The organism is Rubrivivax gelatinosus IL144, assembly GCF_000284255.1.
Classification (GTDB): Bacteria; Pseudomonadota; Gammaproteobacteria; order Burkholderiales; family Burkholderiaceae_C; genus Rubrivivax; species Rubrivivax gelatinosus_A.
The window spans coordinates 1,955,115-1,978,898 of sequence record NC_017075.1 but is presented as its reverse complement, the minus strand read 5'-3'; the positions used below and the strand labels follow the sequence as shown (position 1 = coordinate 1,978,898).

The following is a 23,784-nucleotide window of genomic DNA, read 5'->3' as shown; positions in this document are numbered from 1 at the left end:
GCAGCGCGCCCAAAACCCAACTGTGACAAAACGATCACCCTTGAAAGCGTGGCTCAGCTCGAGGCACAGGTAGTCGAAGAGCGGATTTAACGGATCGGCGTCGCTGTATCGCCATCATAGACATCTTCATGAACAAGTCTCTTAAATATGACACCTAACGAAAAACTGACGATAGCGGTATCTATAATGTCGTTCCTTGCGTCGGCATTCTCCGCCCTATACGCCAAGCACGCGCTTAATCGCTCCGATGTGGCCAACAGAACGTCACAGGCGTCGGTAAAGTTTCAAGTTCTCTGGCCTACGTTGAATGACTACATGTCGACAGAGATGTACGTTGCGATAAGTCATCTTTGGGCCTTTTATGCGGTGGACCCGTCCACCCTTGCTGAGCGATACAAGCAGCAAAGAGCGGCCGACCTGGAAGCCGCCGGCAAGCTTCAAGGCGAGGCCTATTCAGGCTTCGTGAAAAATACCATTGATCATCATCGGCGAAGGGTCGGGCAGTTCTACGGCCTTCTTAAAGCCATACATGACGAGGGCGGCTATCAGCGTAGGTGGGTGTACATGTATTGGCGCCGACGAGAGTTGGAGATCCTCCCGAAGATCATCATTCCTCTTGAGGAAGCCCTTGCAGACTCGATTGGGACGCCAGCATCGAAACTGGCAAACCAACGACTTACGGAGCTTTATGACGACAGTCCAGCCGACGATCTCAACTGACATTTCCGCGCATTACGCTTATCTGAGCAAAATGAAGGCACCCCTGCCTCATCCAGACGAAGCCTAGATACTAGAGCCGTCGTGCGATCCTGAATGGTGGCCAGTTACACGATGGCCGATCTGCTCTCCCGAGGTGCTTGACCAGAGAGGAGGGAGAGCGACGGTACCCGGCCACTAGCCGTCACTCATGAACGGCGGCTGTAGAGTAGGCTGTACGACCTCTGTTTTGAGGCATGCGGGAGCTATGCGGCGAGGCCATGGCTTAAAGGTGAACTGTGGTCCACCCAACAACCACTGCTAGAGGACAACGTCATGAGGGATCTGCTTGTTAACAGCTGGGAAGATTTCCAGGATATTGGGTGCTACTGGATGCGGGATTTTGTCCTACAGAACCATGACATTGATATGCCATATTGCGTATATGGCAGCATGGGGCAAGCGCAGGGGGGGGTCGACCTAGTTCCCGCTAGCAATAACTTCGGGATCGTGGGGCAGTCGAAGTGCTGGAACGTTCGATCACTTACCAGGGCCGAGATAGAGAAGGAACTGGCGAAGTCCAATGACTACCCTGGGCCGATCCAGCACTACGTGATCCTAACGACTGCCGCGAAACACACGTCAGTACAAGACATTATGAAGTCTGGCGGTTTCACCTACAGGCGTAGCCAAGGCTCGTTTCAAGTTCATATCCGCTACTGGTCTGATCTCGAAAACTTGGACTTTATCCCGGAACAGACGCTGCTGAGGATTTTTCCGTCCCTGGTCGCTCAGGCCAAGACGATTGCTGCCCGTCAGTCCATGCCGAATGACTGCGCGGATTCGCTGCTGCATGCTCGCCGCGTAATGCCGCAGCTAATATCTCAGGCGCATCTTAGCTGGCTAGATTCGTGGGATTTTAAGCTTGGTTATGTTCCCCTCGAAGTTTTTGAGCTGTTTCACTGCCTGAGTATCGAAATGGACCGAGTTTTGGCGGTCGCGGCTAATCCTTGTTTGCACGAATGGCTTCGCGAAGGGAACAGGGCTCAATTATTCAAATGCCTGCCTGCCGCTAACGACCTATTTCTAAGGGTGATCGAGTTTGCCCGCGCGGTCGTTGACGAGTCCGTCTCGGAAATTTTGTCTGGACGTCTAGTTCTTGCACACGGCCACAGTGATGATCGCGCAAAGCAGCGAGTCGCCAGTAAATGGGAGTGCTCGGCACAACAGCTACTTCTCGCGTATCGTGAGGTTGTCGACGGCTCGCCTCAAAGTTGAACTTTCAATCGATAAATCGCCCCAAGTGCTGGCGTCTTACCCGGATCCGCTAGTTAGGACGCAGGATACCGCGATATTGAACGCTGAGTCGCGGTGCCGTCTTGTGCTGTCCACAGAAGCGGGGATTAGTGAGCCCCGCTGCGGGAGCCCCCAATTGCGCTGTTGGCCGACGGCCACTCGGAGGCCATGTGTGTGGGTACCTCCGTGTATCCGCTGCGGTGAAAATTTCCTTCGATGGGCGGTACGGATCCGACAGGCTGCTTCGGGGCGGGATTCTTTATGTAGCCGATGCCGGCTCAGGGTCGCGACCGCCAGTTCATGCGGTTGGCAAGCGGTCTGTCGCGATCACGTGCCGACTGGCGCTCGGCGGTGTCCGCAGCACGCCGACTCCGGACACTCAGTCGGATGCGCCTGCGCTGTATCGAATGACCGCAAGACGGCGGTCATCGTGAGGGCGACCACCGGCGGCCTGCGACAGCATCCGCTGCACATCGGCCGATCGAACCGAAGCAAGACCGCGCAGCGACGGACGCAACGCGCCACTGCCCTCTTCCCGAACTACCGTCCTCTGCGCGCCCGCGTCGGCTGCGTCGGCTCCGCGTGCCGTTCGAGCCTGTCTTCCAGCCGCCCAACGAAGGCCAGCAGCTCGACGTCCAACGCGATCAACCAGGCGCGCAGCTCGATCAGGTCCAGCCTGCGCACGCCTCCCTCTGCCTTCGTGATCACGGTCCGGTCTACTGCCAAGCGGGTCGCAAGCTCCGCCTGAGAGAGGCCGGCCTCCTCGCGGGCGGCGCGTAGCTCGGCCACGAAGTGCTTGTACTGATCGGAGTGCGGGAACGAGAGCATCGGCGCCTGGGGATTGGGCCTGAAGCTTCCGTTGCGTCTTGTGATGTGCGAAGATCGCACATAGACGACCGCTTGACCCGTTGCGATCTGCGCGCAGTCACCAGCGCTGTAGGCCTCGCAAATCCTTCCTGCCAAGCGACCGTGGCGCAGCGCAATCAAGACGCCCACACATAGCGAGTTGGAGGACGTTTCGATGATCAAGGTCCATTCGTCCATCGGGCCAGAGGAATGGCAGCCGCTCGCTCTGTGCCGACGCTATGTCGTCGTTCACTTCAAGCTGCCACCGGCGCAGGCCGAGAAGGACGCCGACCTCGTTCTTGCGTCGCTGATGTGGGCCGTCGCCACCCACGCCGACGGCCACCACGCGCTGCTCGGCGCATGGTCCGTCCCCGGTGGTAGCGACATTGCCTGGCCCGAGATCCTGTCCGAGCTGTGGACGCGGGGCGCCGAACGCATCGAATGGGCCGTCGTGCCGGGCGGCGCCCCACCGGCCGCCATCGCAGATGCCGAGGTCACGAAGGTCGTGCACTGGCGCGACGCATCCGCGCCCGAGCCGGTGTTGCCGCCTCGTACGAAACGCCTGCTGGACAAGTCCGACGACGTCGCCCAGCGCCTGCACGCCGCCATGCTGCGCGCAGCGCGCCGCCAAGGCGGCCGCTTCGACAGCGCCGAGGCGGCGTTCGCCAGCCTGCAGCGCCAATGGCGGCGGCTGGAACGCCGCCTCGACGCCGAGCACGCCGCGCGGGCTTCCCGCCGCTCGGGCGGCACGGCGGCGGCCAGCGCCGCACCGGGCCGCTGAGGGCGGCCTTGGACCTCATGACCTCGATGGCTGACGACCTGCGCGCGGTGCTGGCACGGGTCAAGGCCGCGTTGATGCGCCGCGGCCGCACCGAGCACGAAGCCGAAGACCTGCTGCAGGACGCCTGGGTCCGCCTCGCCTGCTACGCACGCGAGCAGCCGGTCGACAAGCCCGAGGCGTTTCTGATGCGGGCGGCCATGAACCTGTCCATCGACGCCTACCGCTCGCGTCTGGCGCACGGCACGGAAGTGCTGCTCGACGACGTGGTGCTCGTCGACATGTCGCCCACCGCCGAGGAGGTGCTGCTCGCCCGCCAACGCTTCGCCCGCCTCAGCGTCTGCCTGGCGCGCTTGAGCCCGCGCACGCGCGAGGTCTTCCTGGCGCAGCGCATCGAAGGCCTGAGCCATCAGGAGATCGCCCGGCGCTGCCAGATCAGCACCAGCACGGTGGAGCATCACATCGCCAAGGCGCTGCTTCAGCTGACGACCTGGATGGAGGGGTGGTAGCCGTCGGCAGGGCGGCGGCGGTCAGGGCACACGCCCCACCACCAGATCGTCCGTGTCGGCCCATCCGGCACCCAGCGCCTTGTAGAGGCCGATCAGGGCATTCAACTCGGCCAGTTGGCTGAGGGCCAGCTCGTCACGCGCCTGGTTGGCGCTGCGCTGCGCGACCAGCACCGGCAGGTAGGCGCTCAGGCCGCGGGCATACAGGCGGGTCGCATGGTCCAGGGCCTGCTGGCTGTCGGAGACGGCCTCCCGCAGCGAGGCTTGCCGCTGCCGTTCGCTGGCCCGTGCCGTCAGGGCGTCTTCGACGTCCCGCAGCGCCGCTCGCACGTCGCGCTCGTAAACCCGTCTCGCCGCGTCGGCACCGGCCTGCGCGGCGGTCACGCCGGCATGCGCGCCGCCTGCGTCGTAAACGGAGTGGCTGCCCTGCATCGCGGCCGACCAGGCCAGGCTGGCACCCGAGAAGAGATCGTGAATCGCACTCGCCGTGCTGCCGATGCCCAGCGGCAGCCGGAAGGCCGGAAACCGTCGAGCCTCGGCGACGCCGATCTGCGCGGTGGCGGCCGCCAGGCGCCGCTCATCGGCCCGCAGATCGGGGCGCTGGCGCATGACTTCCGATGGCAGGAAGAGCGGCAGGTCTGCAGCCGTGGGCAGGGCCGGCGCGGGCTCGGCCAGGGCCGTTCGCCAGTCGCCGGGAAAGCCGCCCGCCAGCACGCCGATGGCATGGCTGAGGCGGGCGACGTCGGCCTCCAGCAACGGTGGCTGCGCCTCGGCCGTTTCGCGCTCGGCACGCGCCTGCAGCAGCTCGGCCGCGGTGCCCAGACCACCCCGGTGCGCGCGTTCGGCCAATCGTTCGGCTTCGGCGAGCGTGCGCACGTTCTCGCGTGCGATGGCCAGCCGCAGCTGCGTGGCGCGCAGTGCCGCGTAACCGGACACCAGCTCGGCCACCAGGCTCACCTGCAGCGCGCGGTGGTCTTCGGCCAGCGCCTGGATGCCGGCGTCGGCAGCTTCGACCGCCCGGCGCGTGCCACCGAACAGGTCCAGCTCCCAGCTGGCGTCCAAACCCAGTTGCCAGGTCCGCGCCGGGCCGCCCGCCTGCGTAGCCAGCGCCTTGCTGCCGCGCACGGCCTCGCCGCCAGCGCCGACGGACAGCTGGGGCCTGGCGGCAGACGCGACCTGCACGCGCTCGGCGCGTGCTTGGCGCAGGCGCGCGATGGCGATGTCCAGGTCCTGGTTGTGCGCCAAGGCCTGATCGACCAGCCTGTCGAGCAAGGGATCCTGGAAGCAGCGCCACCACCGGCGCAGCCCGTCGTGGTCGCCGCCTGGCAGCGTGGCCTCGGCTTCGATCCAGTGCGCAGGCAGCTCCAACGCGGGCGCCCGATAGTCGGGGCCTACCGTCGTGCAGCCCGACACGCCCGCCAGCAGCGAGACGACCAGCAGCGCCTGCCGCCGCCGCGTGCGATGAGACGATGCCTGCATGGCGGCCCTCACATCCAGCGCTGCAGCAGCGAGATGAGCCGGCCCGCGGGCACCGGGTCGTCTCCCGCCGGAGCGACGACTTCGATGCTGCCCGTCATGCCGGCCGCCAGTACGAGCCCGTGCGGGAGCCGCTCGAATTCGACACGCACGGGGATGCGCTGCGCCAGGCGCACCCAGCTGAAGCTGGGCTCCACGCTCGGCAAGCCCTGCGCATCGGCCTGCTGGTTGCTGTCGGCAATGCCGCGGCCGATGCTCGCCACCCGGCCGGGCAGCACTTCGTCGAACCCCATCAGCCGGATCCGCGCCGCGGCGCCGGGACGGATGCCGCGCAACTTGGTTTCCTCGAAGTAGCCGGTGATCCAGAAGCTCCTGGCGTCGACCAGCGAGACGTTCGGCTGCGACGCCAGCGCGTAGTCGCCCTTGCTCAGGCGCAGCCGCGTGACATAAGCGTCCACCGGCGCGCGCAGCACGGTGCGCGCCAGGTCCAGCTTCGCCCTGTCCACGGCGAGCTGGGCGCTGCGCAGCTCGGCCTGGGCAATGGCCACGGCCTGATTCGCACGCTGGACCTCTTCGGCGGGCACCAGGCCCTCCATGCCCTGGCGCCGCATGGCATCGTTCGTCTTCTGGCGCCATGAAGCGCTCGCCGACGCCAGGTGCGCCTCGGCCTGTGCCAGGGCCAGCCTGAAATCGGCGCTGTCGATGCGATAGAGAACGTCGCCCTGTTTGACGTATTGATCGTCCGCCACCGAAACCTCGGCCACGGTGCCGGACACCTGCGGGGCGATGCGCACGATCTGCGCGCCGACGCGGCCATCGCGTGTCCAGGGGGCCAGGACATAGGCACGCCACAGCGCGCTCACCAGGAAGCCGGCGGCGATGACCACGGCCAGCGTCAGCCCTGCCTTCAGGAACGTGTGGACGGCGGATGAACGATCAGACATAGAGAATCAACATCGAAACGAGGCACAGCGAAATCGCGAACTCGAACAAGCCGGGGTGCCAGACCCAGCGCAACACGCCGCCGCGCGCGAGCACGAAGCGGATGCCCAGGTAGACCGGCAAGGCGACACACGCGTAGACGAAGAACGGCGGCAGGCCGATGCCGGCCAGCGAGAACTCACTGAGCATGGGCTCGTCCTCCAGCTTCTCGTGGCGCCTCCTCGGCGTGGCCTTCCAGCAGCGCGGCGATGTCCAGCAGCACGACGCCGAGCCGCCGCGTTTCGGCTGCGGCGGCAGCCGAGAGCCGTGACAGGCGCGACAAGGACCTCGCCGCGCGGCGCGCATGTCGTGCGGCCCGTGCGGGATCGGCGGCCCGCTGGCGCATGTGGCGCAGCGCGACGACCAGCACACGATGCAGCTGGGCATCCTCGGGGGCCCGGCGCTGCCATCGGCGCAGACGCAGGACTTCCCGGCCCAGGTGAATGCTGGCGAGCGCACGCGCGACCGCGCGGTCCATCGCCTCGGGCTGCGTCCTGAGCAAGGCACCGAGCTGCGCGGTGCGATGCTGCTGCCGCCACTGCCAGGCTTTCGCGTCGGGCAGCTCACCGCGCAAGGTGCCCAGCGCCTCGTCGCGGATGCGCTGGCGCAAACGGCGGGCGTCGCGCGCCAGGTTGCGCGGCAACACGATCCTGAAACCCAGCAGCGTGAAACACGTCGCCAGGATCCAGGCGACGGCGCTGTCGAGGAACAGCGCGAAGTCGTAGTGCATCGTGTTGTCGGCCGCTGCCAGCGTCGTGAAGGCGACCAGATAGGCGACGCCGGCCAAGGCATGGCGGGGCATCGTCGTGGCGTAGACGCCGGGCAGCCAGAACAGCGACAGGACCACCAGCAACAGCGGCAGCCCCGAGACCTGCGGCAACACGCCGAACCGGCACAGGCCGGCCATCACGACGGCGGCCACCGTGCCCTTGATGAACTCGACTGCGCCCAGCGCGGGATTGGGCGCCGTGGACAGCAGCGCGCAGGCCGCCGCCAGGCCGGCGAGCATCAGGTTGCCGTGCGTCCACCCGGTGGCGAGCCAGAACGCGCCGCCCATCGTCACGGTCAGCAGCGCGCGCAAGCCGTTCTGGACGGCGGCCGAGGTGTCGCGGTGGAACGGCACGGACACCCGCGCCGCCGTCGGCCTGGGCCGATGGAAACGCTCAATGCCGTCGAGGGCCTCCAGGTAATCGTCGAGCTGTTCGAGCAGACGGTCGCCGGCGATCATCAGCGCGGCCTGCTCGGACGCCTGCTCGAGCGAGCTCGTCTCCAGCCTGCGCGCCAGCCGCACGCGCAGGCCGTTCAGCACGTCGGCGGCCCGCGCCCGCCCGGTGGCGCCGGGCTCCCGCGCCAGGGCCTCGGCGGCCTCGTGCCAGGCGCACTCCCAGTCAGGCTGCAGCGATCTCAGCGCCTGGAGGCTGGCACTGTTCTCGCGCATCGGCGGGGCGCCTCCGACCAGCGCGGAAAACAGCGACACCATCGTCTGCCGCACCGTGCCGGCGTGATGCGCCAGGTCGGCTGACTCGGCCTTGCCCAGCGCCAGCAGATCGTCCACGCCATAGACGTCGACGATGAGCTGGCGCCGGCGTGCATCCAGGGGCCGGCCATCCGGCACGCCGCTGCCGTGAATGGCCTGGTGGTCGGTCGCCAGAACGCTCGCGGTGGCAGCGGCCAGGCGGTCCAACTGCAGGGCCAGACGAGTGCGCACGCTGCGGGTGCTGAACACTGCCGACACCACGGCCAGGCTCACGACCCCGATCAACACCGAAGCGCCGCGCCCCATCACCTGATCGAAGCTGAGTTCCGGATGCTGCATGGCGCCATAGGCCGCCAGACCGACGGTGTAGCCGGCCAGCGTGGCGCCATAGGCGCGGAAATGGCGCAGCAGCGTCATGCCGACGACGCAGATCCCCAGCCACAGGCCGAAGCCGAGCAGGAACAACCAGGGCATCTGCCCGAAGGCGCTCATCAGCACGAAGGCCGCCAGCATGCCGGCCAGCGTGCCCAGCACGCGCCACACCCCTTTGCCGACCACGGCGCCCTGCACGGGGTTGATGACGAGCAGCACGCTGGAGGCCGCCGCGTACGGCGCGTGCAGGTCCAGCAGATAGGCGGCCACCAGCGCCAGGCAGGCGGCCAGAATCGACCGCATCACGTAGGTGGCCTGCGGCGTCGTCAGGTCCAGGGGTCGCAGCCCACGCGCGAGCCCGTCCCGGCAACGGGAGAGAAGGCTCGAATGTGCCGGCGGCACGTTCGTGGAATGCACGTGGAACCCTTCTGCAGTGATCGACATGCATCACTGTAGAAACGCCGGATCGTTCCGAAAAGTGAGTTTCTTGCAAGCGCACGATTGCGCTAGACGCACCTATTCGAAGTGCGGTCGCCTACGGCGCTGCATGAGCAGCCGCTGGCGTCTGGTCTTCGCTGCAAAGGGCGTGGATCGTGTGCCGCAGCCATCGATGGGCCGGGTCTTCGTCGTGGCGAGGATGCCAGGCCTGCGTCAGCAGCACGGTTTCCAGCGGCATCGGCAGCTCGAACAGGCGGATGCGCAGGCCCGCGGCGAGCGCACTGCGGGCCAGCAGCCTGGGCAGGGGCAGCAGCAGATCCGAGTCCTGCAGCGTGAACAAGGCCGAATAGGGACTGGGCACCACCAGCGCGACGTGCCGGCGCAGGCCTTGTGCGTCCAGCGCAGCGTCGATCGGCCCGACGGCCTTGCCGCGCCGGGACACGTTGATGTGCTCCCAGCGCGTCAGGCTCTCGGCCGCGATCTCGCCGTCGAAGATCGGGTGATCCGCGCGTGCGACGCCGACGAAGGTCGTGGTGAACAAGGACTGCACGCGGATCTCCGGCCGCAGCTTGCGCGAAGCGCTGATGAACAGGTCGATACGGCCGCTTCGCAGCGCCTCTTCGTCGACGTCGTCTTCTTCCGGCGAGAAACGCAGCATCGCGCGCGGCATCTCCCTGGCCATCGCATCCAGCAGCCGGCCCAGATGGACGGTGACGAACTCGTCGGTGGCCCGGACGTTGAAACGCCTGTCCAGCGACCGGAGGTCGACCTCGGCGCCGGAGGCGAACACCCGCGAGGCCTGCTCGACCACCAGTCGCACCTGCTCGCGCATCGCCAGCGCCTTGGCCGTCGGCACGAGTTTGCGGCCCACCTGGACGAACACCGGATCGCCCAGTTCCTCCCGGATGCGGCTCAGGGTCCGGCTCATCGCCGGCGGGCTCAGGTGCATGCGACGCGCCGCGCCGACGACGCTGCCCTCGTCCAGCAACACGTCCAGCGCCAGCAGCAGGTTGAGATCGGGACGGGCCATGACGTCGCTTCAGGTGATTAACCAGAACGGAATCATATGGATGAAGGAATGCTCAGGCCGCACGATTCCAAGAGGCGCTGGGTGAACACGGCCGGGCGCTAGCCCAGGCGGACCGCGTCGAAGCCTGCGTGGTGCATCCACTCGCGCAGGATCAGCAACGCGGCGGCCGCGCCGGCGTGCCGCAGCGGATCGTCGCCACGCGGCGGCATGCCCACGGCCAGCGACGCCAGATGCGAGAACGCCGCCTCGACCTCGTCGATGCGCACCGGCACCGAAGGCGCGCGGCCCAGCGCGGCGGCGATCGCGGCGTGCAAGTCCACGCCGCTCGCCGTCGTGCTCAGCTCGGCAGGCCTGGGCACGGCACGAACCAGCGGCATCAGCTGCTCTTCGACGATCTCGATCGCCGCCTCGAGCTCCAGCGCACCGGGCGGCTCGCTGGCGAACGGGCCGGGACGCACGTTCGCCTGGCCGAGGTCGATCGGCGTGCGCGACGGCTCGCTCCCGGCACCGGCCACGAGCAGCGTGCTGCTCTCGTGGCCGATGTCGAGTTCGACCCGTGCCGGTCGGCGTGTGTCGTCATGCATGGTCTCGCTCCCCTGCGGCCCGGCGGGCCGTATCAGGCCTTGTGGATCCAGGCGGGCGCGATGCCGGTGCCCTGCCCTGCGCCGTAACCCAGGTAGATGTTCAGGCCGCCCAGCGGCTCCAGATAGCGCGCGTTCTTCAGGCCGCCGGCATCGACGAGCGCGAAGCCCAGGCTGCGGACCAGCGCCTTGACGCTCTCCTTGGCCGGCTCGCTGTCGGATGCGACGAACACGCTCACCGTCTGCCCGTTGCCGAAATCGGCACCGGCCGCCAGCACCTGGGCGAATACGGTGTTGAAGGCCTTGACGATGACGGCCTCGGGCACGGCGCGGGCGATCTCCTCGGCGGCGCTGGTGTCGTGGCCGATCGTCAGGCCCATGTAGTCGGGCGTCAGCGGATTGGTGATGTCGATCACCACCTTGCCGGCCACGTCGCCCAGCGAACGCAGCGCGTTCACGGCTTCGCCGTAGGGCGTGGCGAGCACGATCACGTCCTGGTCGCGGGCCGCACCGGCAGCCGCCACGGCACGCACGCCGCTGTGCTGCGCGGCCAGCGCCTCGGCCTTCGCCGGGTCGGCGGCGACGACGCTCACCTGATGGCCCGCGGCGTGGAGCTGCTTGACGAAGGCCGAACCCATGTTGCCGGCACCGATGACGAGAGTCTTCATGTTGGATCCTTGCTGTTGGCTGTTTGAAGTGGGGCTTTGCGGCCCGCTGCGCCCCGGTCGGTCCGTCAGCGCATGGATGCAACTCTAAAAATTACGCATCGAGAGATAAACTTGCTTTGGAGAGATTTGTTGTTCCACTAATCGGTACAAATGGACAAGTTCCTGGAGATGCAGGTGTTCACCGCCGTCGTCGACGCCGGCAGCTTCGTCGGTGCGTCGGACGCGCTGGAGATGTCCAAGCCGGCGGTCTCGCGCTACGTGGCCGAACTCGAGTCGCGGCTCGGCGTGCGCATGCTCAACCGGACGACGCGCAAGCTCTCGCTCACCGAAGAAGGCGAGGTCTTCTACGCGCGCTCCAAGGAACTGCTGGACCAGGTGGCCGAGGTGGAAGGCGAGATCACGGCCCGCCGGGGCGAGGCCGAAGGCCAGCTGAAGATCACGGCGCCGCTGAGCTTCGGGCTGCTGTTCCTGGCACCGCTGTGGGCGCCGTTCATGACCCGGCACCCCAAGGTACGCCTGGACGTCACGCTGTCGGACCGGGTAGCCGACCTCGTCGACGAAGGCTTCGACCTCGCGGTGCGCATCGCGCGCCTGCCTTCGTCTTCGCTGGTCAGCCGCAAGCTGGCCACGACGCGCGTGATCCTCTGCGCATCGCCCGCTTACCTGAAGCGGCGCGGGCAGCCGAAGACGCCCGCCGATCTCGCGCAGCACGACATCGCCTCTTACAGCCTGCTGTCGATGGGCGAGACCTGGGAGTTCGACGGTCCCGAGGGCCGTGTCGTCGTGCCGATCTCGCCCCGGATGCGTAGCAACAACGGCGACACTTGCCGGGCCATCGCGCTGGAGCACGGAGGGATCGTCCTGCAGCCCTCGTTTCTCGTCGGCGGCGACCTTCGGGCCGGCACGCTGGTGGAGGTGCTGCCGGAGTACCGGTCGATCAGCCTGGACGTGTTCGCGGTCTACCCGTCACGCAAGTTCGTGTCCCCGAAGGTGCGGCTGCTGATCGACTACCTCGCAGAAGCGTTTCGCAGTCCGCCCTGGGCGGTCGACTGAGGCGTTCCGCGCCCGGCGGTGCGCGCCGACCCTGCGACGGCTCAGACCGCCGTCCCGTCCTTCGCCAGATGCAGCCACGGCGCGACGCTGCGCTGCAGCGCCTCCAGCGCGTCGGCCAGCCGCTGCGCCGGGTCGGGGGACAGGCTGCCGGCGCGCACAGCGGTTTCGAGCGCGGCGACGGTGGCGGCCAGCTCGGCGGCGCCGACGGTCAGCGCGGCGCCGCGCAGGCTGTGCAGCGCTTCCAGCGCGCGTTTGCTGTCGCCCTCGGCCAGCCCGGCGCGCACGCTGGCGACGGCGACGTCGCCCTGCTCCAGCAGCTTCACGCACAGCCGCACGAAGCGCCCGAAGTCGCCCTTGAGCAGCCGGTGCACACGCTGGACCTCGACGCCGGCCATCGCCGGCCACTCGGTGCCGACGGGCCCCGGCGCAGCGGCGGGTGCCGGCGGCATGGCGGCCGGCGGTTCGGCGGCGGGCGCCGGCAGGGCCGGGGCTTCGGCGGGTGCGCCGTGGCGCACGTGGCGCGACAGCACGGCCACCAGTTCCTCGATGTCGACCGGCTTGGACAGGAACTGCGTCGCGCCGACGTCCATCGCGCGCTGCTGCTCCTCCACCAGCACGGCCGCCGAGAAGATGATGATCGGCACCTGGTTCAAGCCGAGCTGCTGGCGGATGACGCGCGTGGCCTCGTAGCCGTCCATCACCGGCATCTGCAGGTCCATCAGCACGGCATCGAAGGCGTCGGGGTTGCTGCGCAGCGTGACGACGGCCTGCTGGCCGTCGCGCGCCGCGGTCGCTTCGGCGCCTTCGAGCAGCAGCGCGCGGCTCAGCAGGTCGAGGTTGGTGTCGTTGTCGTCCACCGCCAGCAGGCGCATGCCCTGCAGGCGCGGGCCTTGCGCCGCCATCGGCGTGCGGGCGTAGACCGGGTGCTGGGCGTCGTGGCCGTTGCCCAGCGTGAAGCCGAGCTCGAACCAGAAGGTGCTGCCCACGCCCTGCACGCTGTCGGCGCCGATGCGCCCGCCCATCAGCTCCACCAGCCGCTTGCTGATCGACAGCCCCAGCCCGGTGCCGCCCTGGCGCCGCGCCAGGCCCGAGTCGGCCTGCGAGAAGGGCTCGAACAGCTCGCGGATCTGCTGCGGCCGGATGCCGATGCCGGTGTCCTGCACCTCGAAGCGCAGCTTGACCTGCGTGTCGTCCTGCTCGATGACGCGCGTGCGCACGACGATCTCGCCGTGTTCGGTGAACTTGATCGCGTTGCCGACGAGGTTGACCAGCACCTGCTCCAGGCGCTGCGGGTCGCCGACCAGGCTGCGCTGCAGCGACGAGGCCAGCGCCGACTCGATGCGCAGCGACAGGCCTTTGTCGCGCGCCATCGGCGCCAGCAGGCTGTCGATCTGGATCAGCAGCTGGCCGAGCACGAAGCTGCGGCTGTCCAGCCGCATGCGCCCGGCCTCGATGCGGCTCAGGTCCAGGATGTCGTTGATGATGGCCATCAGCGAGCGCCCGGCGGTGCGGATGCGCTGCACCATCTCGGCCTGCTCGCGCGCCAGCGGCTCGCGCTCCAGCAGCTGCGTCAGGCCGATGATCGCGTTCATCGGCGTGCGGATCTCGTGGCTCATGCTGGCGACGAAGTCCGACTTGACGGCGTTGGCCTGCGCCAGCTGCTCGTTGCGCTGCTCCAGCTTGGCCCAGGAGAACAGCACCACGGCCAGCATCGCGATCGCGGCGCCGCCGATCAGCAGCTGCGCCAGCATCGCGCTCCGTGCCGACTGGCTCTCGCGCTCGGCGAGCAGGCCGCGCTCCTCGGCACGCATCTGCTCGACGGCGGCGCGGATCTGGTCCTGCATCCGCTTGCCTTCGCCGGTGGCGATCAGGTCGCGAGCGGCGTCAAAGCCCTTGACGGTGTGCAGGTCCACCACCTGGTCGATGAGGTCCAGGCGCTTCTCGGTCATGTCGCGCAGCGCCACCAGGCGCTCGGCCTGCACCGGGTTGTCGGCCACCAGGCGCTGCAGCTTGTCCAGCTCCAGCAGGCTGGAGCGCGCCGCACGGCGGTAGGGCTGCAGGTACTCGGGCTTGGAAGTCAGCACGAAGCCGCGTTCGGAGGTCTCGGCATCGACCGTCAGCTCCAGCGCCATGCCCAGGGCCGCCAGCACCTCGCTGGTGTGCGCCACCTGCTTGGCGTCGCTGCGCAGCTTGGCGATGCTGCTCACGCCCAGCACCGCCAGCGCCACCGAGACGACGACGACGAAGACCGTCGCCATCGAAACGCGCCCGCGGGACACGGCGGCCTCGCCCGACACCTGCCCGCGCCAGCGCGGCAGCATGGTCAGGGCCGGGTTGGGACTGGGGCCGGCGTGCGGCGGGTGCCCGGGGGCGGGGGCTGTTCCCGTTCAGTGTGAGGCGCCATCTGGACCCTCCGGCAAAGCTGTCGCAGGTTCTGAGACGTCGGCACGAGCAGCAAACGGCGAACCCGAGTGCACCGTAGGCCCACGGCCCGGAGCGTGCTACCGGCATTACCCGGCGGTAGGGGCATTGCTTCCCCCGGTGGGACGAACGCCCGGGCGTCAGCCCGCAGCCGGCGCCACGAGATGAAAAAAGCTGCCGCTCACCCGCCCGCCGCCGTCCAGCGCCCGCCACGAGCCGGTCTCGGCGACCTCGCGGCCGTCGGCGTCGACGATGCGCGCCAGCGGCGCGTCGGGCTGGGCGAGCACGCTGGCGTAGTGGAACTCGTGGCCACGCAGCCGCGTGCCGGCGGCATAACCGGGCAGCGGCACCTGCAGCTCGGCGAGGCGGTAGCCCAGGTGCAGGCGGCGTTTGCGGAACGAGGTTTCCAGACCCAGCAGCCCGGCCATCGCGTGGCGGCTGCCGTCGGCGTCTTCCAGCATTGCGCCCAGCGCCATGTAGCCGCCGCATTCGCCGTGCACCGGCCGCGTGCGCGCGAAGGCGCGCAGGCCGTCGCGCCAGCGTGTGGCGGCGGCCAGGCGGCCGGCGTGCAGCTCGGGGTAGCCGCCGGGCAGCCAGCAGGCGTCGGCGCTGTCGTCGGGCGCTTCGTCGGCCAGCGGCGAGAACGGCAGCAGCGCCGCGCCGGCGGCGTGCCAGGCGTCCAGCAAATGCGGGTAGACGAAGGAGAAGGCGGCGTCGCGCGCCAGCGCGATGCGCGCGCCCGGCGGTGGCAGCGGCAACGCCGGCTTGGGCTCGCAGGCACCCGCGGCGGCAGCACGCAGCGCGTCCAGGTCAACGTGTTCGGCGACCAGCCGGCCCAGCGCGGCCAGCGTCGCGGCGCGTTCGGGCAGTTCCTCGGCCTGCACCAGGCCCAGGTGGCGTTCGGGCAAGGCCACGGCGGCGTCGCGCGGCAGCGCACCGAAGACGCGGAAGCCCGCGGCCTCGACCGCGCTGCGCACGGTCGCCTCGTGGCGCGCGCTGCCGACGCGGTTCAGCAGCACGCCGGCGAGCTTCAGGCCCGGGCGCAGACTGGCGAAGCCCAGCGTCACCGCGGCGGCCGACTGCGCCTGGCCACGCACGTCCAGCACCAGCAGCACCGGCCAGCCGAAGGCTTCGGCCAGGTCGGCGCCGGCGCCGCGGCCCCATTCGCCGGGTGTCACGGCGCCGTCGAACAGGCCCACCGAGGCTTCGGCCAGCAGCAGGTCGCAGCCCTCGGCCGCGCCCAGCAGGCCGGCGACCCGCTCGCGGCCCATCGCCCAGCTGTCCAGGTTGAACGAAGCGCGGCCGGCAGCCGCCGAGTGGAAGGCCGGGTCGATGTAGTCGGGGCCGTTCTTGAACGGCTGCACGGCCAGCCCGGCAGCGCGCCAGGCGGCCAGCAGGCCCAGCGTCACCGTCGTCTTGCCGCAGCCCGAGGCGGGCGCCGCGACCAGCAGCCCGGGCGGGATCATCGTGTCTCGGGGAACCGCGGCGAGGCGCCCGTCGGCCGGTAGCGCCGGTCGTAGTCGACGGCGTAGAGCCGGCTTTCGTCGAAGTCTTCGGTGCCCAGCGTGCGGCCGACGAGGATCAGCGCCGTGCGCTCCATCTCGGCGCCGACGGCCGCGTCCAGCGTCGCCAGCGTCGCGCGCACGATGCGCTGGTCGGGCCAGCTGGCGCGCCAGACCACGGCCACCGGGCAGTCGTCGCCGTAGTGCGGGCGCAGCTCGGCGACGACCTGGGCCAGCACGTGCACCGACAGATGGATGGCCAGCGTGGCGCCGGTGGCGGCGAAGGCGGCGAGGTTCTCGCCCTCGGGCATCGCGCTGGCGCGGCCCGAGGTGCGCGTCAGCACCAGCGACTGGGCGACGCCGGGCAGCGTCAGCTCGGCGCCCAGCGCCGCGGCGGCGGCGGCGAACGACGGCACGCCGGGCGTCACGTCGTAGGGGATGCCCAGCGCGCGCAGCCGGCGCAGCTGCTCGCCCATCGCCGACCAGATCGACAAATCGCCGGAATGCAGGCGCGCGACGTCCTGGCCACGCGCGTGCGCGGCGGCGATCTCGTCGACGATCTGGTCCAGGCTCAGCGGCGCGGTGTTGACGATGCGGCAGCCCGGCGGGCAGTGCGCGAGCACGCCTTCGGGCACCAGCGAACCGGCGTACAGGCACACGGGGCTGGTGGCGATCAGGTCGCGGCCACGCAGCGTCAGCAGGTCGGCGGCGCCGGGGCCGGCGCCGATGAAATGGACCGTCATCGTTCGTCCTTCGGAGATTGGGCCAGGGCCGCGGTCGCCAGACCGTCGGCCGACACGGCGCGCTCGCCCAGCAACCGCGCGCCAGGGCCGGCGCCGGCCAGCGCGGCGGCTTCGGCCAGGCTGCCGGCGCCGGTGAGGCGGCGCACCCGCGCCGACTCGGTGAGGGTGGCTTGCGTCGCCAGCAGGGCTTCGGGCAGCGCCAGCACCGGCAGGCCGGTCTCGGCGGCCAGCGCCTGCATCGCCGGCGCGGAGGCCTTGCGCTCGCTGGTCGCCAGCGCCTCGGCGCCCTGCCCGCCCGCGGCGGCCAGCGCCGCACGCAGCGACTCGACGCCGGCGCTGCTGCGAAAGCCCAGGCCGGCGACGATCATTTGCAGACCGTCCACTGGACCACGGGACGCGCCGGCTGCCAGCCCCGCATCCGTCCCAGCGGCGCGGCACGCGCGAGTTCGATGCGCAGCAGCTCGCCGCCGTGGCGCGCGTGCAGCGTCGCCAGCAGCGCCTCGGTCTCCAGCGTCACGCCGTTGGCGACCAGGCGCGCGCCGGGCGCCAGGCGCGCCCAGATGGCGTCGAACACGGCTTCGTCCAGGCCTCCGCCGACGAAGACCGCGTCGGGCGCCGGCAGCGCGTCCAGCGCCTGCGGCGCATGGCCTTCGACGACGGTCAGCCGGTCCTGCAGGCCGAAGCGGCGCACGTTGGCTTCGATGTTGGCGACCCGCTCGGCGCGTGTCTCGACGGCCAGCGCGCGGCCGCCGGCGAGGCAGAACTCGATCGAGACCGAGCCCGAGCCGGCGCCGACGTCCCACAGCAGCTCGCCCGGGCGCGGCGCCAGCGCGGCCAGCGTCAGCGCACGCACCGGCGACTTGGTGATCTGGCCGTCGTGCGCGAACAGCGCCTCGGGCAGGCCGGCGCAGCGTGGCAGCGGCCGGCCGCCGGCGGCCTCGACGGCCAGCAGCGCGGGCGACACGGCGTCGTGCAGCGCGTAGGCCGCGGCGGTGGTCTCGCGCACACGTTCGTTCGGGCCGCCCAGCGCCTCCATCAGCCAGACGCGGCTGGCGCCCCAGCCGTGTTCGGCCAGCCAGGCAGCCAATGCGGCGCCGGCGGCGCCGTCGCGCAGCAGGCACAGCGCGCGTGCGCCGTGCGCCAGATGCGGCAGCAGGCGCTCGAAAGGCGCGGCGTGCAGGCCCAGGCAGGTGGTCTCTTCCAGCCGCCAGCCCAGGCGCGCCGCGGCCAGCGACACGCAGCCGGCAGCCGGATAGGCGCGCCACTCACCCGCCGCCAGCCGCGCCGTCAGCGTGCCGCCGGCGCCGTGCCAGAACGGGTCGCCCGAGGCCAGCACGGCCACCGGCCGGCCGCGCAAGGCCAGCACCGGGGCGACGTCGAAGGGCACGGGCCACTCGCGGCCACGCGTGCCGACGTCGGCCAGCGCGAGGTGGCGTGCGCCACCGAAGACAATCTCGGCCGCGCCGAGCGCGTTACGCGCGCTGGCGCCGAGGCCGGCCAGGCCGTCCTCGCCGAGACCGATGATCGAGAGCCAGGGTTCAGACATGACACGCGTCCTCTTGTTGGGAGGCACCACCGAAGCCAGCCGAATGGCCGCCGCGCTCGCGCGCGACGGCGTCGAGGCGGTGTTCTCCTACGCCGGCCGCACCGCGGCGCCGGTGGCGCAGCCGCTGCCGATCCGGGTCGGCGGCTTCGGCGGCGCCGACGGCCTGGCGGCCTGGCTGCGCGCCGAAGGCATCAGCCACGTCGTCGACGCGACGCACCCGTTCGCGGCGCAGATGAGCCGCAACGCGGTGGCCGCCTGCGCCGCCACCGGCACCGCGCTGATCGCGCTGGAGCGCCGGCCCTGGGCGGCAGGCCCGGGCGACGACTGGACGCACGTGGCCGACCTCGACGCTGCGGCCGCGGCGCTGCCCGCGACACCCGAGCGTGTCTTCCTCGCGATCGGCCGCCAGCACCTGGCGGCCTTCGCGGCCAAGCCGCAGCACCACTACCTGCTGCGCCTGGTCGACCCGCCCGAAGGCGCGCTGCCGCTGCCCGACGCCGAGGCGGTGATCTCGCGCGGGCCCTTCGGTTACGACGACGACCTGGAACTGCTGCGCTCGCGCCGCATCACGCGCATCGTGACCAAGAACGCCGGCGGCGAAGGCGCACGCGCCAAGCTCGACGCGGCGCGCACGCTGGGCCTGCCGGTGATCGTCGTCGACCGCCCGGCGCTGCCGCCGCGCGCGAGCGTCGAGACCGTCGCCGAGGTGCTGGCCTGGCTTCATGCCGAACGCGGCGTGTAGACCCAGCGGCCGACGCGGCGCGTCGCCGAGTTGCCGACCAGCACGACGGTGCGCATGTCGGCCATCTCGGGCGTCGCTTCGGCCAGCGTGACGGTGACGAGCTGCTCCTCGGGCGTCGACACGGCGCGCGCGAAGGTGATCAGGCGCTCGCCGCCGCAGGCTTCGCGCAGCAGTTCGAGCACCCGCGCGAAGCCTTCGGGCCGGCTGCGCGAGCGCGGGTTGTAGAACGCCATCGCGAAGTCGGCCTGGGCCGCGGCGCGCAGCCGGGCTTCGATCAGCGCCCAGGGTTTGAGGTTGTCCGACAGGTTGATGGCGCAGAAGTCGTGGCCCAGCGGCGCGCCGGCACGCGCGGCGGCGGCCAGCATCGCGGTGATGCCGGGCAGCACGCGGATGTCGAGCTGCTGGTGTTCGGGCGCGGCTTCCAGCGCCTCGAACAGCGCAGCGGCCATCGCGAACACGCCGGGGTCGCCGGAGGAGACGATGACGACACGCGCGCCGGCTGCCGCCAGCTCCAGCGCGTGGCGCGCCCGTTCGACCTCGACGCGGTTGTCGCTGGCGTGCAGGCGCAGCCCGGGGCGTGCGGCGACACGCGCGACGTAGGGGATGTAGCCGACGATGTCGGTGGCCTCGGCCAGCGCGGCGCTGACTTCGGGCGTGACGAGGGCGTCGGAGCCGGGCCCCAACCCGGCGACGGTGACCCAGCCGCTCATGAGCGAACCTCCGGCCGCCGCCCGTGGCCGTGCACCAGCACGATCGCGAAGTACGGACAGTCCTCGGGGTCGGTCTCGGCCAGGCGCAACACACGCTCGCCGGGCATCGTGCCGCGTTCGACCAGCCAGGCGGCGTCCAGCCGGCCGGCGGCGGCCAGCGCGCGCCGCACCTTGGGCAGGTTGCGGCCGGTCTTCATCACCACCAGCGCGTCGGCGGCACGCATGCGCGCTACGAGCTCGGCCTCGGGCATCGTGCCCGGCAACACGGTCATCACGTCGTCGCCCCAGGTGATGGGCTCGCCGGTGGCGTTCCAGCAGCCGGCCATGCCGGGGATGCCGGGGATGACCTCCAGCTCGACACGGCCGCGCAGGCGCACGTACAGGTGCATGAACGAGCCGTAGAAGAAGGGGTCGCCTTCGCAGAGCACGACCACCTCGCCGGGCAGCGCCACGAGGCGCTCGGCCCAGTCGTCGTAGAAGCCGGCGAGCGCGTCGTTGTACTCCTCGCCGTCGACCGGCAGCTCGGTCGTCACCGGGTACTCCATCGCCAGCTCGACGGCCTCGGGGTGCAGCAGCTCGGCGGCGATGCGCCGCGCCTGGCCCGGGCGGCCGGCCTTGCGGAAGTAGGCCACCTGGCGGGCGGCGCCGATGGCCCGCGCGGCGCGCAGGCTGACGAGGTCGGGGTCGCCGGGGCCCAGCCCGGCGCAGATCACTTTGGCCACCGCGCTACTCCTTGCGGCTGGCCAGCGCGTTGATCGCCGCCACCGTGATCGCCGAACCGCCGAGCCGCCCTTCGACGACCACCGCCGGCACCGGCGGCGCCTCGATCAGCGCGGCCTTGGATTCGGCGGCGCCGACGAAACCGACCGGGCAGCCGATGATCGCCGCAGGCCGCGGGCAGGCCGGGTCTTCGAGCATGTTGAGCAGGTGGAACAGCGCCGTCGGCGCGTTGCCGATCGCGACCACGGCGCCGGCGAGCATCGGCCGCCAGAGTTCCAGCGCCGCGGCCGAACGCGTGTTGCCCATCTTGGCGGCCAAGGCCGGCACCTCGGGCGAGTCCAGCGTGCAGACGATGCGGTTGTCGGCCGGCAGCCTGGCGCGCGTGATGCCTTCGCTGACCATGCGCGCGTCGCAGAGGATGGGCGCGCCGGCGGCCAGTGCGGCGCGCGCCGCCGCCGCCATGCCGGGCGTGAAGCGCACATGGCGCTCCAGCCCCACCATGCCGGCGGCGTGGATCATGCGGACGACGACCGGCTCCTCGTCGGCGTCGAAACGCGCGAGATCGGCTTCGGCGCGGATGGTGGCGAAGGAGCGGCGGTAGATCGCGGCGCCGTCGGTTTCGTAGACGTGGGGCATGGGGGACGGAGGTTCAGGCCTTGGCGCCGCTGAACACGGGGCGCAGCAGCGGGCCGAGGATGGTCGGGACGAAGGCGGCGAGGAAGACGACCCAGCCGGCGCACCAGAGCTGCGCCGCCAGCGCCACCGGGTTGTCGAGCCAGCCATAGAGGAAAGGCGCGGTGGTTCGCAGCCAGGCGCCCAGCCAGACCAGCACGTAGGCCGCGGGCAGCAGCCGGCCGGCGTCGAGCGTGCCGCCTTCGCCGCGCCGCGCTGCCGCCCGCGAGGCGACCGACATCACCATGCCGGCCATCGCGCCCATCGTCAGCGCGTGAACCGCGTCGCGCTCGGGCCAGAACTCCGGCGCCAGGCGCGAGACGCCGACGATGACCAGCCCGACGATCAGCGAGCAGAAGGTGGTGTGCATCATCACCAGCAGCTTGTTGCCGCCGACGGCGTGCGAGCGCCAGCCCGAGAAGCGCCAGGCCTGCACCGGGGCGGCCAGGATCAGCGCCCAGCCGCTGGCGGTTTCGGCGCCGGCCAGCGTCAGCCCGAGCGCGAGGTACAGCGTGACGAGGCCCAGGCGGTTGGCGAGCCGGTTCTCGCGCGGCGGCGGCACGGCCGAGCCGCTCTGGCGCAGCCAGTTGGCGGTGAACGCCGGGATCATGCCGCCGGCGATGATCGCGACCTTCATCGCGAAGAACATCACCGCGGCGCGCTTGAGCGCGACGACGTCCAGGGCCCAGGCCTCGTGCGCGGCGACGACGAGCAGCGCGTCGATGATGCCCAGCGCGGCGATCGCCGCCGGGAAACCCAGCTTGTGCCAGGCACGCACGGCGGCGATGTCGCGCAGCAGCCAGAACGTCACCATGCCGAAGTACAGCGCCCCGGGCGCCAGCAGCAGCGCCAGCGGCAACTGCGCGGCCTGCAGCATCGCCAGCCGCGCCGCGACCCATAGGGCGACGAGCAGCATCAGCGGCCGGCCGGCGATCATCGGCCGCGAGGTCCAGCTCGTCACCGCGGTGAGGAAGTAGGCCGCGACCGAGGCGCCGCCGAAGCCGAACACCATCTCGTGCACGTGCCACAGGGTCGGCGTGCCCAGCGTCGGCATGCCCAGCCCGGGCCACCACCACCAGCCCCATTGCCACCAGAACAGCGCCGCCAGCGCCCACAGCCCGGCCATCAGGAACAGCGGCCGGTGCGGCGCGAGCCAGAGGGCGGACAGCGGGGACGGTGCGGGTTGTTCTGTGGATCGAGCCATCGGCTTGTACGGCAGCCGCAGCCAACCGATCGAAAAGCGCGCCCCGGCGGAAACACCTGCGGGGCACCAGCGGTCGTCAGGGTTTCATCCCCCTGAGCGAGGCAGGGTCGGATTCTATGTGGCAGCGCCGGCCTGGCGAAGCAGTGGCCGCAGCCCGACGACGCTGCCGACGACGATCAGCGCCGGCGTGCGCACGCGCTGCTCCAGCGCGAGCTGCGGCAGCGTCGTCACGGTGCCGGTGATGCAGCGCTCGTCGGGCAGCGTCGCACGTTCGACGACGGCCGCCGGCGTGTCGGCCGGCAGGCCGTGCGCGACCAGTTCGCGGCAGATCAGCGCCAGCGTGCCGACGCCCATGTAGATGACCAGCGTCTGCCGCGGCCGCGCCAGCGCCGCCCAGTCCAGGTCGATGCCCTGGCCGTCGGCGCGCAGATGGCCGGTGGCGAAGACCAGCGCCGCGGCGTGGTCGCGGTGCGTCAGCGGGATGCCGGCGCTGGCGCCGGCGCCCTGCGCGGCGCTCAGCCCCGGGATGACGTCGAAGGGCACGCCGGCTTCGGCCAGCGCGATCGCCTCCTCGCCGCCGCGGCCGAAGATGTAGCCGTCGCCGCCCTTGAGCCGCACCAGCGAGCGCCCCTCGCGCGCCAGGCGCAGCATCAAGGCGATGATCTCGTCCTGCGGCAGCGCGTGCCGCGACGCCTGCTTGCCGACGTACAGCCGCTCGGCCGAAGCCGGCGCCAGCGCCAGGATCTCGTCGCTGACCAGCGCGTCGTAGAGCAGCAGCGAGGCGCCCTGCAGCGCCTTCAGGCCCTTGATCGTCAGCAGTTCGGGGTCGCCGGGGCCGGCGCCCAGCAGGGTCACGCGGCCGCAGGCGGGGCCGGCTGGAATGTCACTCACCATCATCGAGACTCGTTGGACCCGCGCACCGGAAACGCCGACGCCACCCGGAGGTGGCGTCGCGTGGTGATCCTGTGGGCGATGCAGGGGTTCGGACCTGCGACCCGGGCCTTGCGAAGGCCTTGTTGCGGTTCATGTTAGCACGGCCGTCGGCGCCAGCCTTGAAGGGCGAGCGAGGTCCTAAGGCCGCTGCGAGCGGCCGTTGACGGCAGAGCCCGGTGACCCCGGCGGCGTGGCGTTTACCCCTGCGCCAGGCCTTCCAGACGTCATCCAGGGAGGCGCATTCGAGTGTCGATCGTTACAGCACGCACCCGATATCCGGCAACAAGGGGATGCGACCGTTCGAGGACTGAATTTCAATACTCCATGCCAGCAATGCGAACAACTTGCCACTTGTTAAGTTCGCGCGGATAGACCATCAAGTCCTCGATCGCC

24 protein-coding genes are annotated in these 23,784 nt (G+C 70.4%); 6 read left to right on the top strand and 18 right to left on the bottom strand.

Going from position 1 to position 23,784, the window contains the following annotated elements; genetic code table 11:
- Positions 1-315 precede the first annotated feature (315 nt).
- Positions 316-720, top strand: a complete 405-nt coding sequence (locus RGE_RS24025; protein WP_014428099.1) for a hypothetical protein — start codon at positions 316-318, stop codon at positions 718-720.
- Positions 721-1,032: 312 nt separating this feature from the next.
- Entirely contained in the window at positions 1,033-1,974 is a 942-nt protein-coding gene (locus tag RGE_RS24020) for a hypothetical protein (protein ID WP_014428098.1), read from the top strand.
- Positions 1,975-2,532: 558 nt separating this feature from the next.
- Here RGE_RS24020 and RGE_RS23610 read toward each other — a convergent pair.
- Positions 2,533-3,036 carry a helix-turn-helix domain-containing protein gene (locus RGE_RS23610; protein WP_081528222.1) on the bottom strand — a complete coding sequence of 168 codons (504 nt, stop codon included), beginning with the start codon at positions 3,034-3,036 and terminating at the stop codon, positions 2,533-2,535.
- Between RGE_RS23610 and RGE_RS09250 the strand changes: the two genes are divergently transcribed.
- Both RGE_RS09250 and RGE_RS09245 read left to right on the top strand, forming a co-directional pair.
- On the top strand, positions 3,014-3,619 hold the full coding sequence (locus RGE_RS09250) for a hypothetical protein (RefSeq protein WP_014428095.1): 606 nt from the start codon (positions 3,014-3,016) through the stop codon (positions 3,617-3,619). The two genes, RGE_RS23610 and RGE_RS09250, sit on opposite strands and share 23 nt — an antisense overlap.
- A 17-nt stretch (positions 3,620-3,636) precedes the next feature.
- Entirely contained in the window at positions 3,637-4,125 is a 489-nt protein-coding gene (locus RGE_RS09245; protein ID WP_014428094.1) for an RNA polymerase sigma factor, read from the top strand.
- A 21-nt stretch (positions 4,126-4,146) separates the two neighbouring features.
- Here RGE_RS09245 and RGE_RS09240 read toward each other — a convergent pair whose 3' ends face one another.
- The 7 genes from RGE_RS09240 to RGE_RS09210 form a co-directional block, all read right to left on the bottom strand.
- The gene (locus RGE_RS09240; RefSeq protein ID WP_014428093.1) at positions 4,147-5,601 is read right to left on the bottom strand and encodes an efflux transporter outer membrane subunit; all 1,455 of its coding nucleotides are present in this window, start codon (positions 5,599-5,601) and stop codon (positions 4,147-4,149) included.
- An 8-nt stretch (positions 5,602-5,609) separates the two neighbouring features.
- Positions 5,610-6,542, bottom strand: a complete 933-nt coding sequence (locus RGE_RS09235) for a biotin/lipoyl-binding protein (RefSeq protein ID WP_014428092.1) — start codon at positions 6,540-6,542, stop codon at positions 5,610-5,612.
- Entirely contained in the window at positions 6,535-6,729 is a 195-nt protein-coding gene (locus RGE_RS09230) for a DUF1656 domain-containing protein (RefSeq protein WP_014428091.1), read from the bottom strand. Before RGE_RS09230 ends, RGE_RS09235 begins: the two co-directional genes overlap by 8 nt.
- Positions 6,719-8,872 (bottom strand): FUSC family protein, encoded by a 2,154-nt coding sequence (locus RGE_RS09225; RefSeq protein WP_148280149.1) that lies wholly within the window; start codon positions 8,870-8,872, stop codon positions 6,719-6,721. Before RGE_RS09225 ends, RGE_RS09230 begins: the two co-directional genes overlap by 11 nt.
- Before the next feature lie 91 nt (positions 8,873-8,963).
- Positions 8,964-9,896 (bottom strand): LysR family transcriptional regulator, encoded by a 933-nt coding sequence (locus tag RGE_RS09220; RefSeq protein WP_014428089.1) that lies wholly within the window; start codon positions 9,894-9,896, stop codon positions 8,964-8,966.
- A gap of 98 nt (positions 9,897-9,994) precedes the next feature.
- A complete protein-coding gene (locus tag RGE_RS09215) occupies positions 9,995-10,480 on the bottom strand; it encodes a hypothetical protein (protein ID WP_014428088.1) in 486 nt (161 codons plus the stop codon).
- Between the two features lie 32 nt (positions 10,481-10,512).
- Positions 10,513-11,214: an NADPH-dependent F420 reductase gene (locus RGE_RS09210; RefSeq protein ID WP_259376278.1), complete on the bottom strand. Its 702-nt coding sequence runs from the start codon at positions 11,212-11,214 to the stop codon at positions 10,513-10,515.
- A gap of 81 nt (positions 11,215-11,295) precedes the next feature.
- Between RGE_RS09210 and RGE_RS09205 the strand changes: the two genes are divergently transcribed.
- Positions 11,296-12,198 carry a LysR family transcriptional regulator gene (locus tag RGE_RS09205; RefSeq protein ID WP_014428086.1) on the top strand — a complete coding sequence of 301 codons (903 nt, stop codon included), beginning with the start codon at positions 11,296-11,298 and terminating at the stop codon, positions 12,196-12,198.
- A 41-nt stretch (positions 12,199-12,239) separates the two neighbouring features.
- Here the strand turns inward: RGE_RS09205 and RGE_RS09200 are convergent, their stop codons facing one another.
- From RGE_RS09200 to RGE_RS09180, 5 genes are all read right to left on the bottom strand, one after another.
- Positions 12,240-14,519 (bottom strand): CHASE3 domain-containing protein, encoded by a 2,280-nt coding sequence (locus RGE_RS09200; protein ID WP_014428085.1) that lies wholly within the window; start codon positions 14,517-14,519, stop codon positions 12,240-12,242.
- A gap of 240 nt (positions 14,520-14,759) precedes the next feature.
- Complete coding sequence (locus RGE_RS09195; RefSeq protein ID WP_014428084.1) at positions 14,760-16,085, bottom strand: cobyrinate a,c-diamide synthase; 1,326 nt, start codon at positions 16,083-16,085, stop codon at positions 14,760-14,762.
- Positions 16,082-16,864 carry a precorrin-4 C(11)-methyltransferase gene (gene cobM / locus RGE_RS09190; RefSeq protein WP_014428083.1) on the bottom strand — a complete coding sequence of 261 codons (783 nt, stop codon included), beginning with the start codon at positions 16,862-16,864 and terminating at the stop codon, positions 16,082-16,084. The genes RGE_RS09195 and cobM overlap by 4 nt, the downstream gene beginning before the upstream one ends.
- Positions 16,861-17,247, bottom strand: a complete 387-nt coding sequence (locus RGE_RS09185; RefSeq protein WP_198408841.1) for a cobalamin biosynthesis protein — start codon at positions 17,245-17,247, stop codon at positions 16,861-16,863. The genes cobM and RGE_RS09185 overlap by 4 nt, the downstream gene beginning before the upstream one ends.
- Positions 17,229-18,410, bottom strand: coding sequence for a bifunctional cobalt-precorrin-7 (C(5))-methyltransferase/cobalt-precorrin-6B (C(15))-methyltransferase (locus RGE_RS09180; protein WP_014428081.1), 1,182 nt, complete (start codon positions 18,408-18,410; stop codon positions 17,229-17,231). Before RGE_RS09180 ends, RGE_RS09185 begins: the two co-directional genes overlap by 19 nt.
- On the opposite strand from RGE_RS09180, the gene RGE_RS09175 reads away from it, so the two are divergent.
- A complete protein-coding gene (locus RGE_RS09175; RefSeq protein ID WP_014428080.1) occupies positions 18,409-19,152 on the top strand; it encodes a cobalt-precorrin-6A reductase in 744 nt (247 codons plus the stop codon). The two genes, RGE_RS09180 and RGE_RS09175, sit on opposite strands and share 2 nt — an antisense overlap.
- On the opposite strand, the gene cobJ is transcribed toward RGE_RS09175, so the two are convergent.
- The 5 genes from cobJ to cobA all read right to left on the bottom strand — a co-directional run bounded on the left by cobJ (position 19,131) and on the right by cobA (position 23,355).
- Complete coding sequence (gene cobJ, locus RGE_RS09170) at positions 19,131-19,862, bottom strand: precorrin-3B C(17)-methyltransferase (protein ID WP_014428079.1); 732 nt, start codon at positions 19,860-19,862, stop codon at positions 19,131-19,133. The genes RGE_RS09175 and cobJ overlap by 22 nt on opposite strands.
- The gene (cobI, locus tag RGE_RS09165) at positions 19,859-20,584 is read right to left on the bottom strand and encodes a precorrin-2 C(20)-methyltransferase (protein ID WP_014428078.1); all 726 of its coding nucleotides are present in this window, start codon (positions 20,582-20,584) and stop codon (positions 19,859-19,861) included. Before cobI ends, cobJ begins: the two co-directional genes overlap by 4 nt.
- 4 nt (positions 20,585-20,588) lie before the next feature.
- Positions 20,589-21,218, bottom strand: a complete 630-nt coding sequence (locus tag RGE_RS09160) for a precorrin-8X methylmutase (RefSeq protein WP_014428077.1) — start codon at positions 21,216-21,218, stop codon at positions 20,589-20,591.
- A gap of 13 nt (positions 21,219-21,231) precedes the next feature.
- Positions 21,232-22,458, bottom strand: a complete 1,227-nt coding sequence (locus tag RGE_RS09155; RefSeq protein WP_014428076.1) for an NnrS family protein — start codon at positions 22,456-22,458, stop codon at positions 21,232-21,234.
- 114 nt (positions 22,459-22,572) lie between these two features.
- Entirely contained in the window at positions 22,573-23,355 is a 783-nt protein-coding gene (gene cobA, locus RGE_RS09150; RefSeq protein WP_014428075.1) for a uroporphyrinogen-III C-methyltransferase, read from the bottom strand.
- Positions 23,356-23,784: the final 429 nt, after the last annotated feature.

Coding starts and splice junctions, on each gene's coding strand:
- RGE_RS09215 (WP_014428088.1), bottom strand. CDS start 10,480: ATGCATGACGACACACGCCGACCGGCACGGGTCGAACTCGACATCGGC.
- RGE_RS09225 (WP_148280149.1), bottom strand. CDS start 8,872: ATGTCGATCACTGCAGAAGGGTTCCACGTGCATTCCACGAACGTGCCG.
- RGE_RS09195 (WP_014428084.1), bottom strand. CDS start 16,085: ATGATCCCGCCCGGGCTGCTGGTCGCGGCGCCCGCCTCGGGCTGCGGC.
- RGE_RS09235 (WP_014428092.1), bottom strand. CDS start 6,542: ATGTCTGATCGTTCATCCGCCGTCCACACGTTCCTGAAGGCAGGGCTG.
- cobJ (WP_014428079.1), bottom strand. CDS start 19,862: ATGAGCGGCTGGGTCACCGTCGCCGGGTTGGGGCCCGGCTCCGACGCC.
- RGE_RS23610 (WP_081528222.1), bottom strand. CDS start 3,036: ATGGACGAATGGACCTTGATCATCGAAACGTCCTCCAACTCGCTATGT.
- RGE_RS09250 (WP_014428095.1), top strand. CDS start 3,014: ATGATCAAGGTCCATTCGTCCATCGGGCCAGAGGAATGGCAGCCGCTC.
- RGE_RS09240 (WP_014428093.1), bottom strand. CDS start 5,601: ATGCAGGCATCGTCTCATCGCACGCGGCGGCGGCAGGCGCTGCTGGTC.
- RGE_RS09245 (WP_014428094.1), top strand. CDS start 3,637: ATGACCTCGATGGCTGACGACCTGCGCGCGGTGCTGGCACGGGTCAAG.
- cobM (WP_014428083.1), bottom strand. CDS start 16,864: ATGACGGTCCATTTCATCGGCGCCGGCCCCGGCGCCGCCGACCTGCTG.
- RGE_RS09180 (WP_014428081.1), bottom strand. CDS start 18,410: ATGTCTGAACCCTGGCTCTCGATCATCGGTCTCGGCGAGGACGGCCTG.
- RGE_RS09220 (WP_014428089.1), bottom strand. CDS start 9,896: ATGGCCCGTCCCGATCTCAACCTGCTGCTGGCGCTGGACGTGTTGCTG.
- RGE_RS09205 (WP_014428086.1), top strand. CDS start 11,296: ATGGACAAGTTCCTGGAGATGCAGGTGTTCACCGCCGTCGTCGACGCC.
- RGE_RS09175 (WP_014428080.1), top strand. CDS start 18,409: ATGACACGCGTCCTCTTGTTGGGAGGCACCACCGAAGCCAGCCGAATG.
- RGE_RS09160 (WP_014428077.1), bottom strand. CDS start 21,218: ATGCCCCACGTCTACGAAACCGACGGCGCCGCGATCTACCGCCGCTCC.
- cobA (WP_014428075.1), bottom strand. CDS start 23,355: ATGATGGTGAGTGACATTCCAGCCGGCCCCGCCTGCGGCCGCGTGACC.
- RGE_RS09200 (WP_014428085.1), bottom strand. CDS start 14,519: ATGCTGCCGCGCTGGCGCGGGCAGGTGTCGGGCGAGGCCGCCGTGTCC.
- RGE_RS24025 (WP_014428099.1), top strand. CDS start 316: ATGTCGACAGAGATGTACGTTGCGATAAGTCATCTTTGGGCCTTTTAT.
- RGE_RS24020 (WP_014428098.1), top strand. CDS start 1,033: ATGAGGGATCTGCTTGTTAACAGCTGGGAAGATTTCCAGGATATTGGG.
- RGE_RS09230 (WP_014428091.1), bottom strand. CDS start 6,729: ATGCTCAGTGAGTTCTCGCTGGCCGGCATCGGCCTGCCGCCGTTCTTC.
- RGE_RS09155 (WP_014428076.1), bottom strand. CDS start 22,458: ATGGCTCGATCCACAGAACAACCCGCACCGTCCCCGCTGTCCGCCCTC.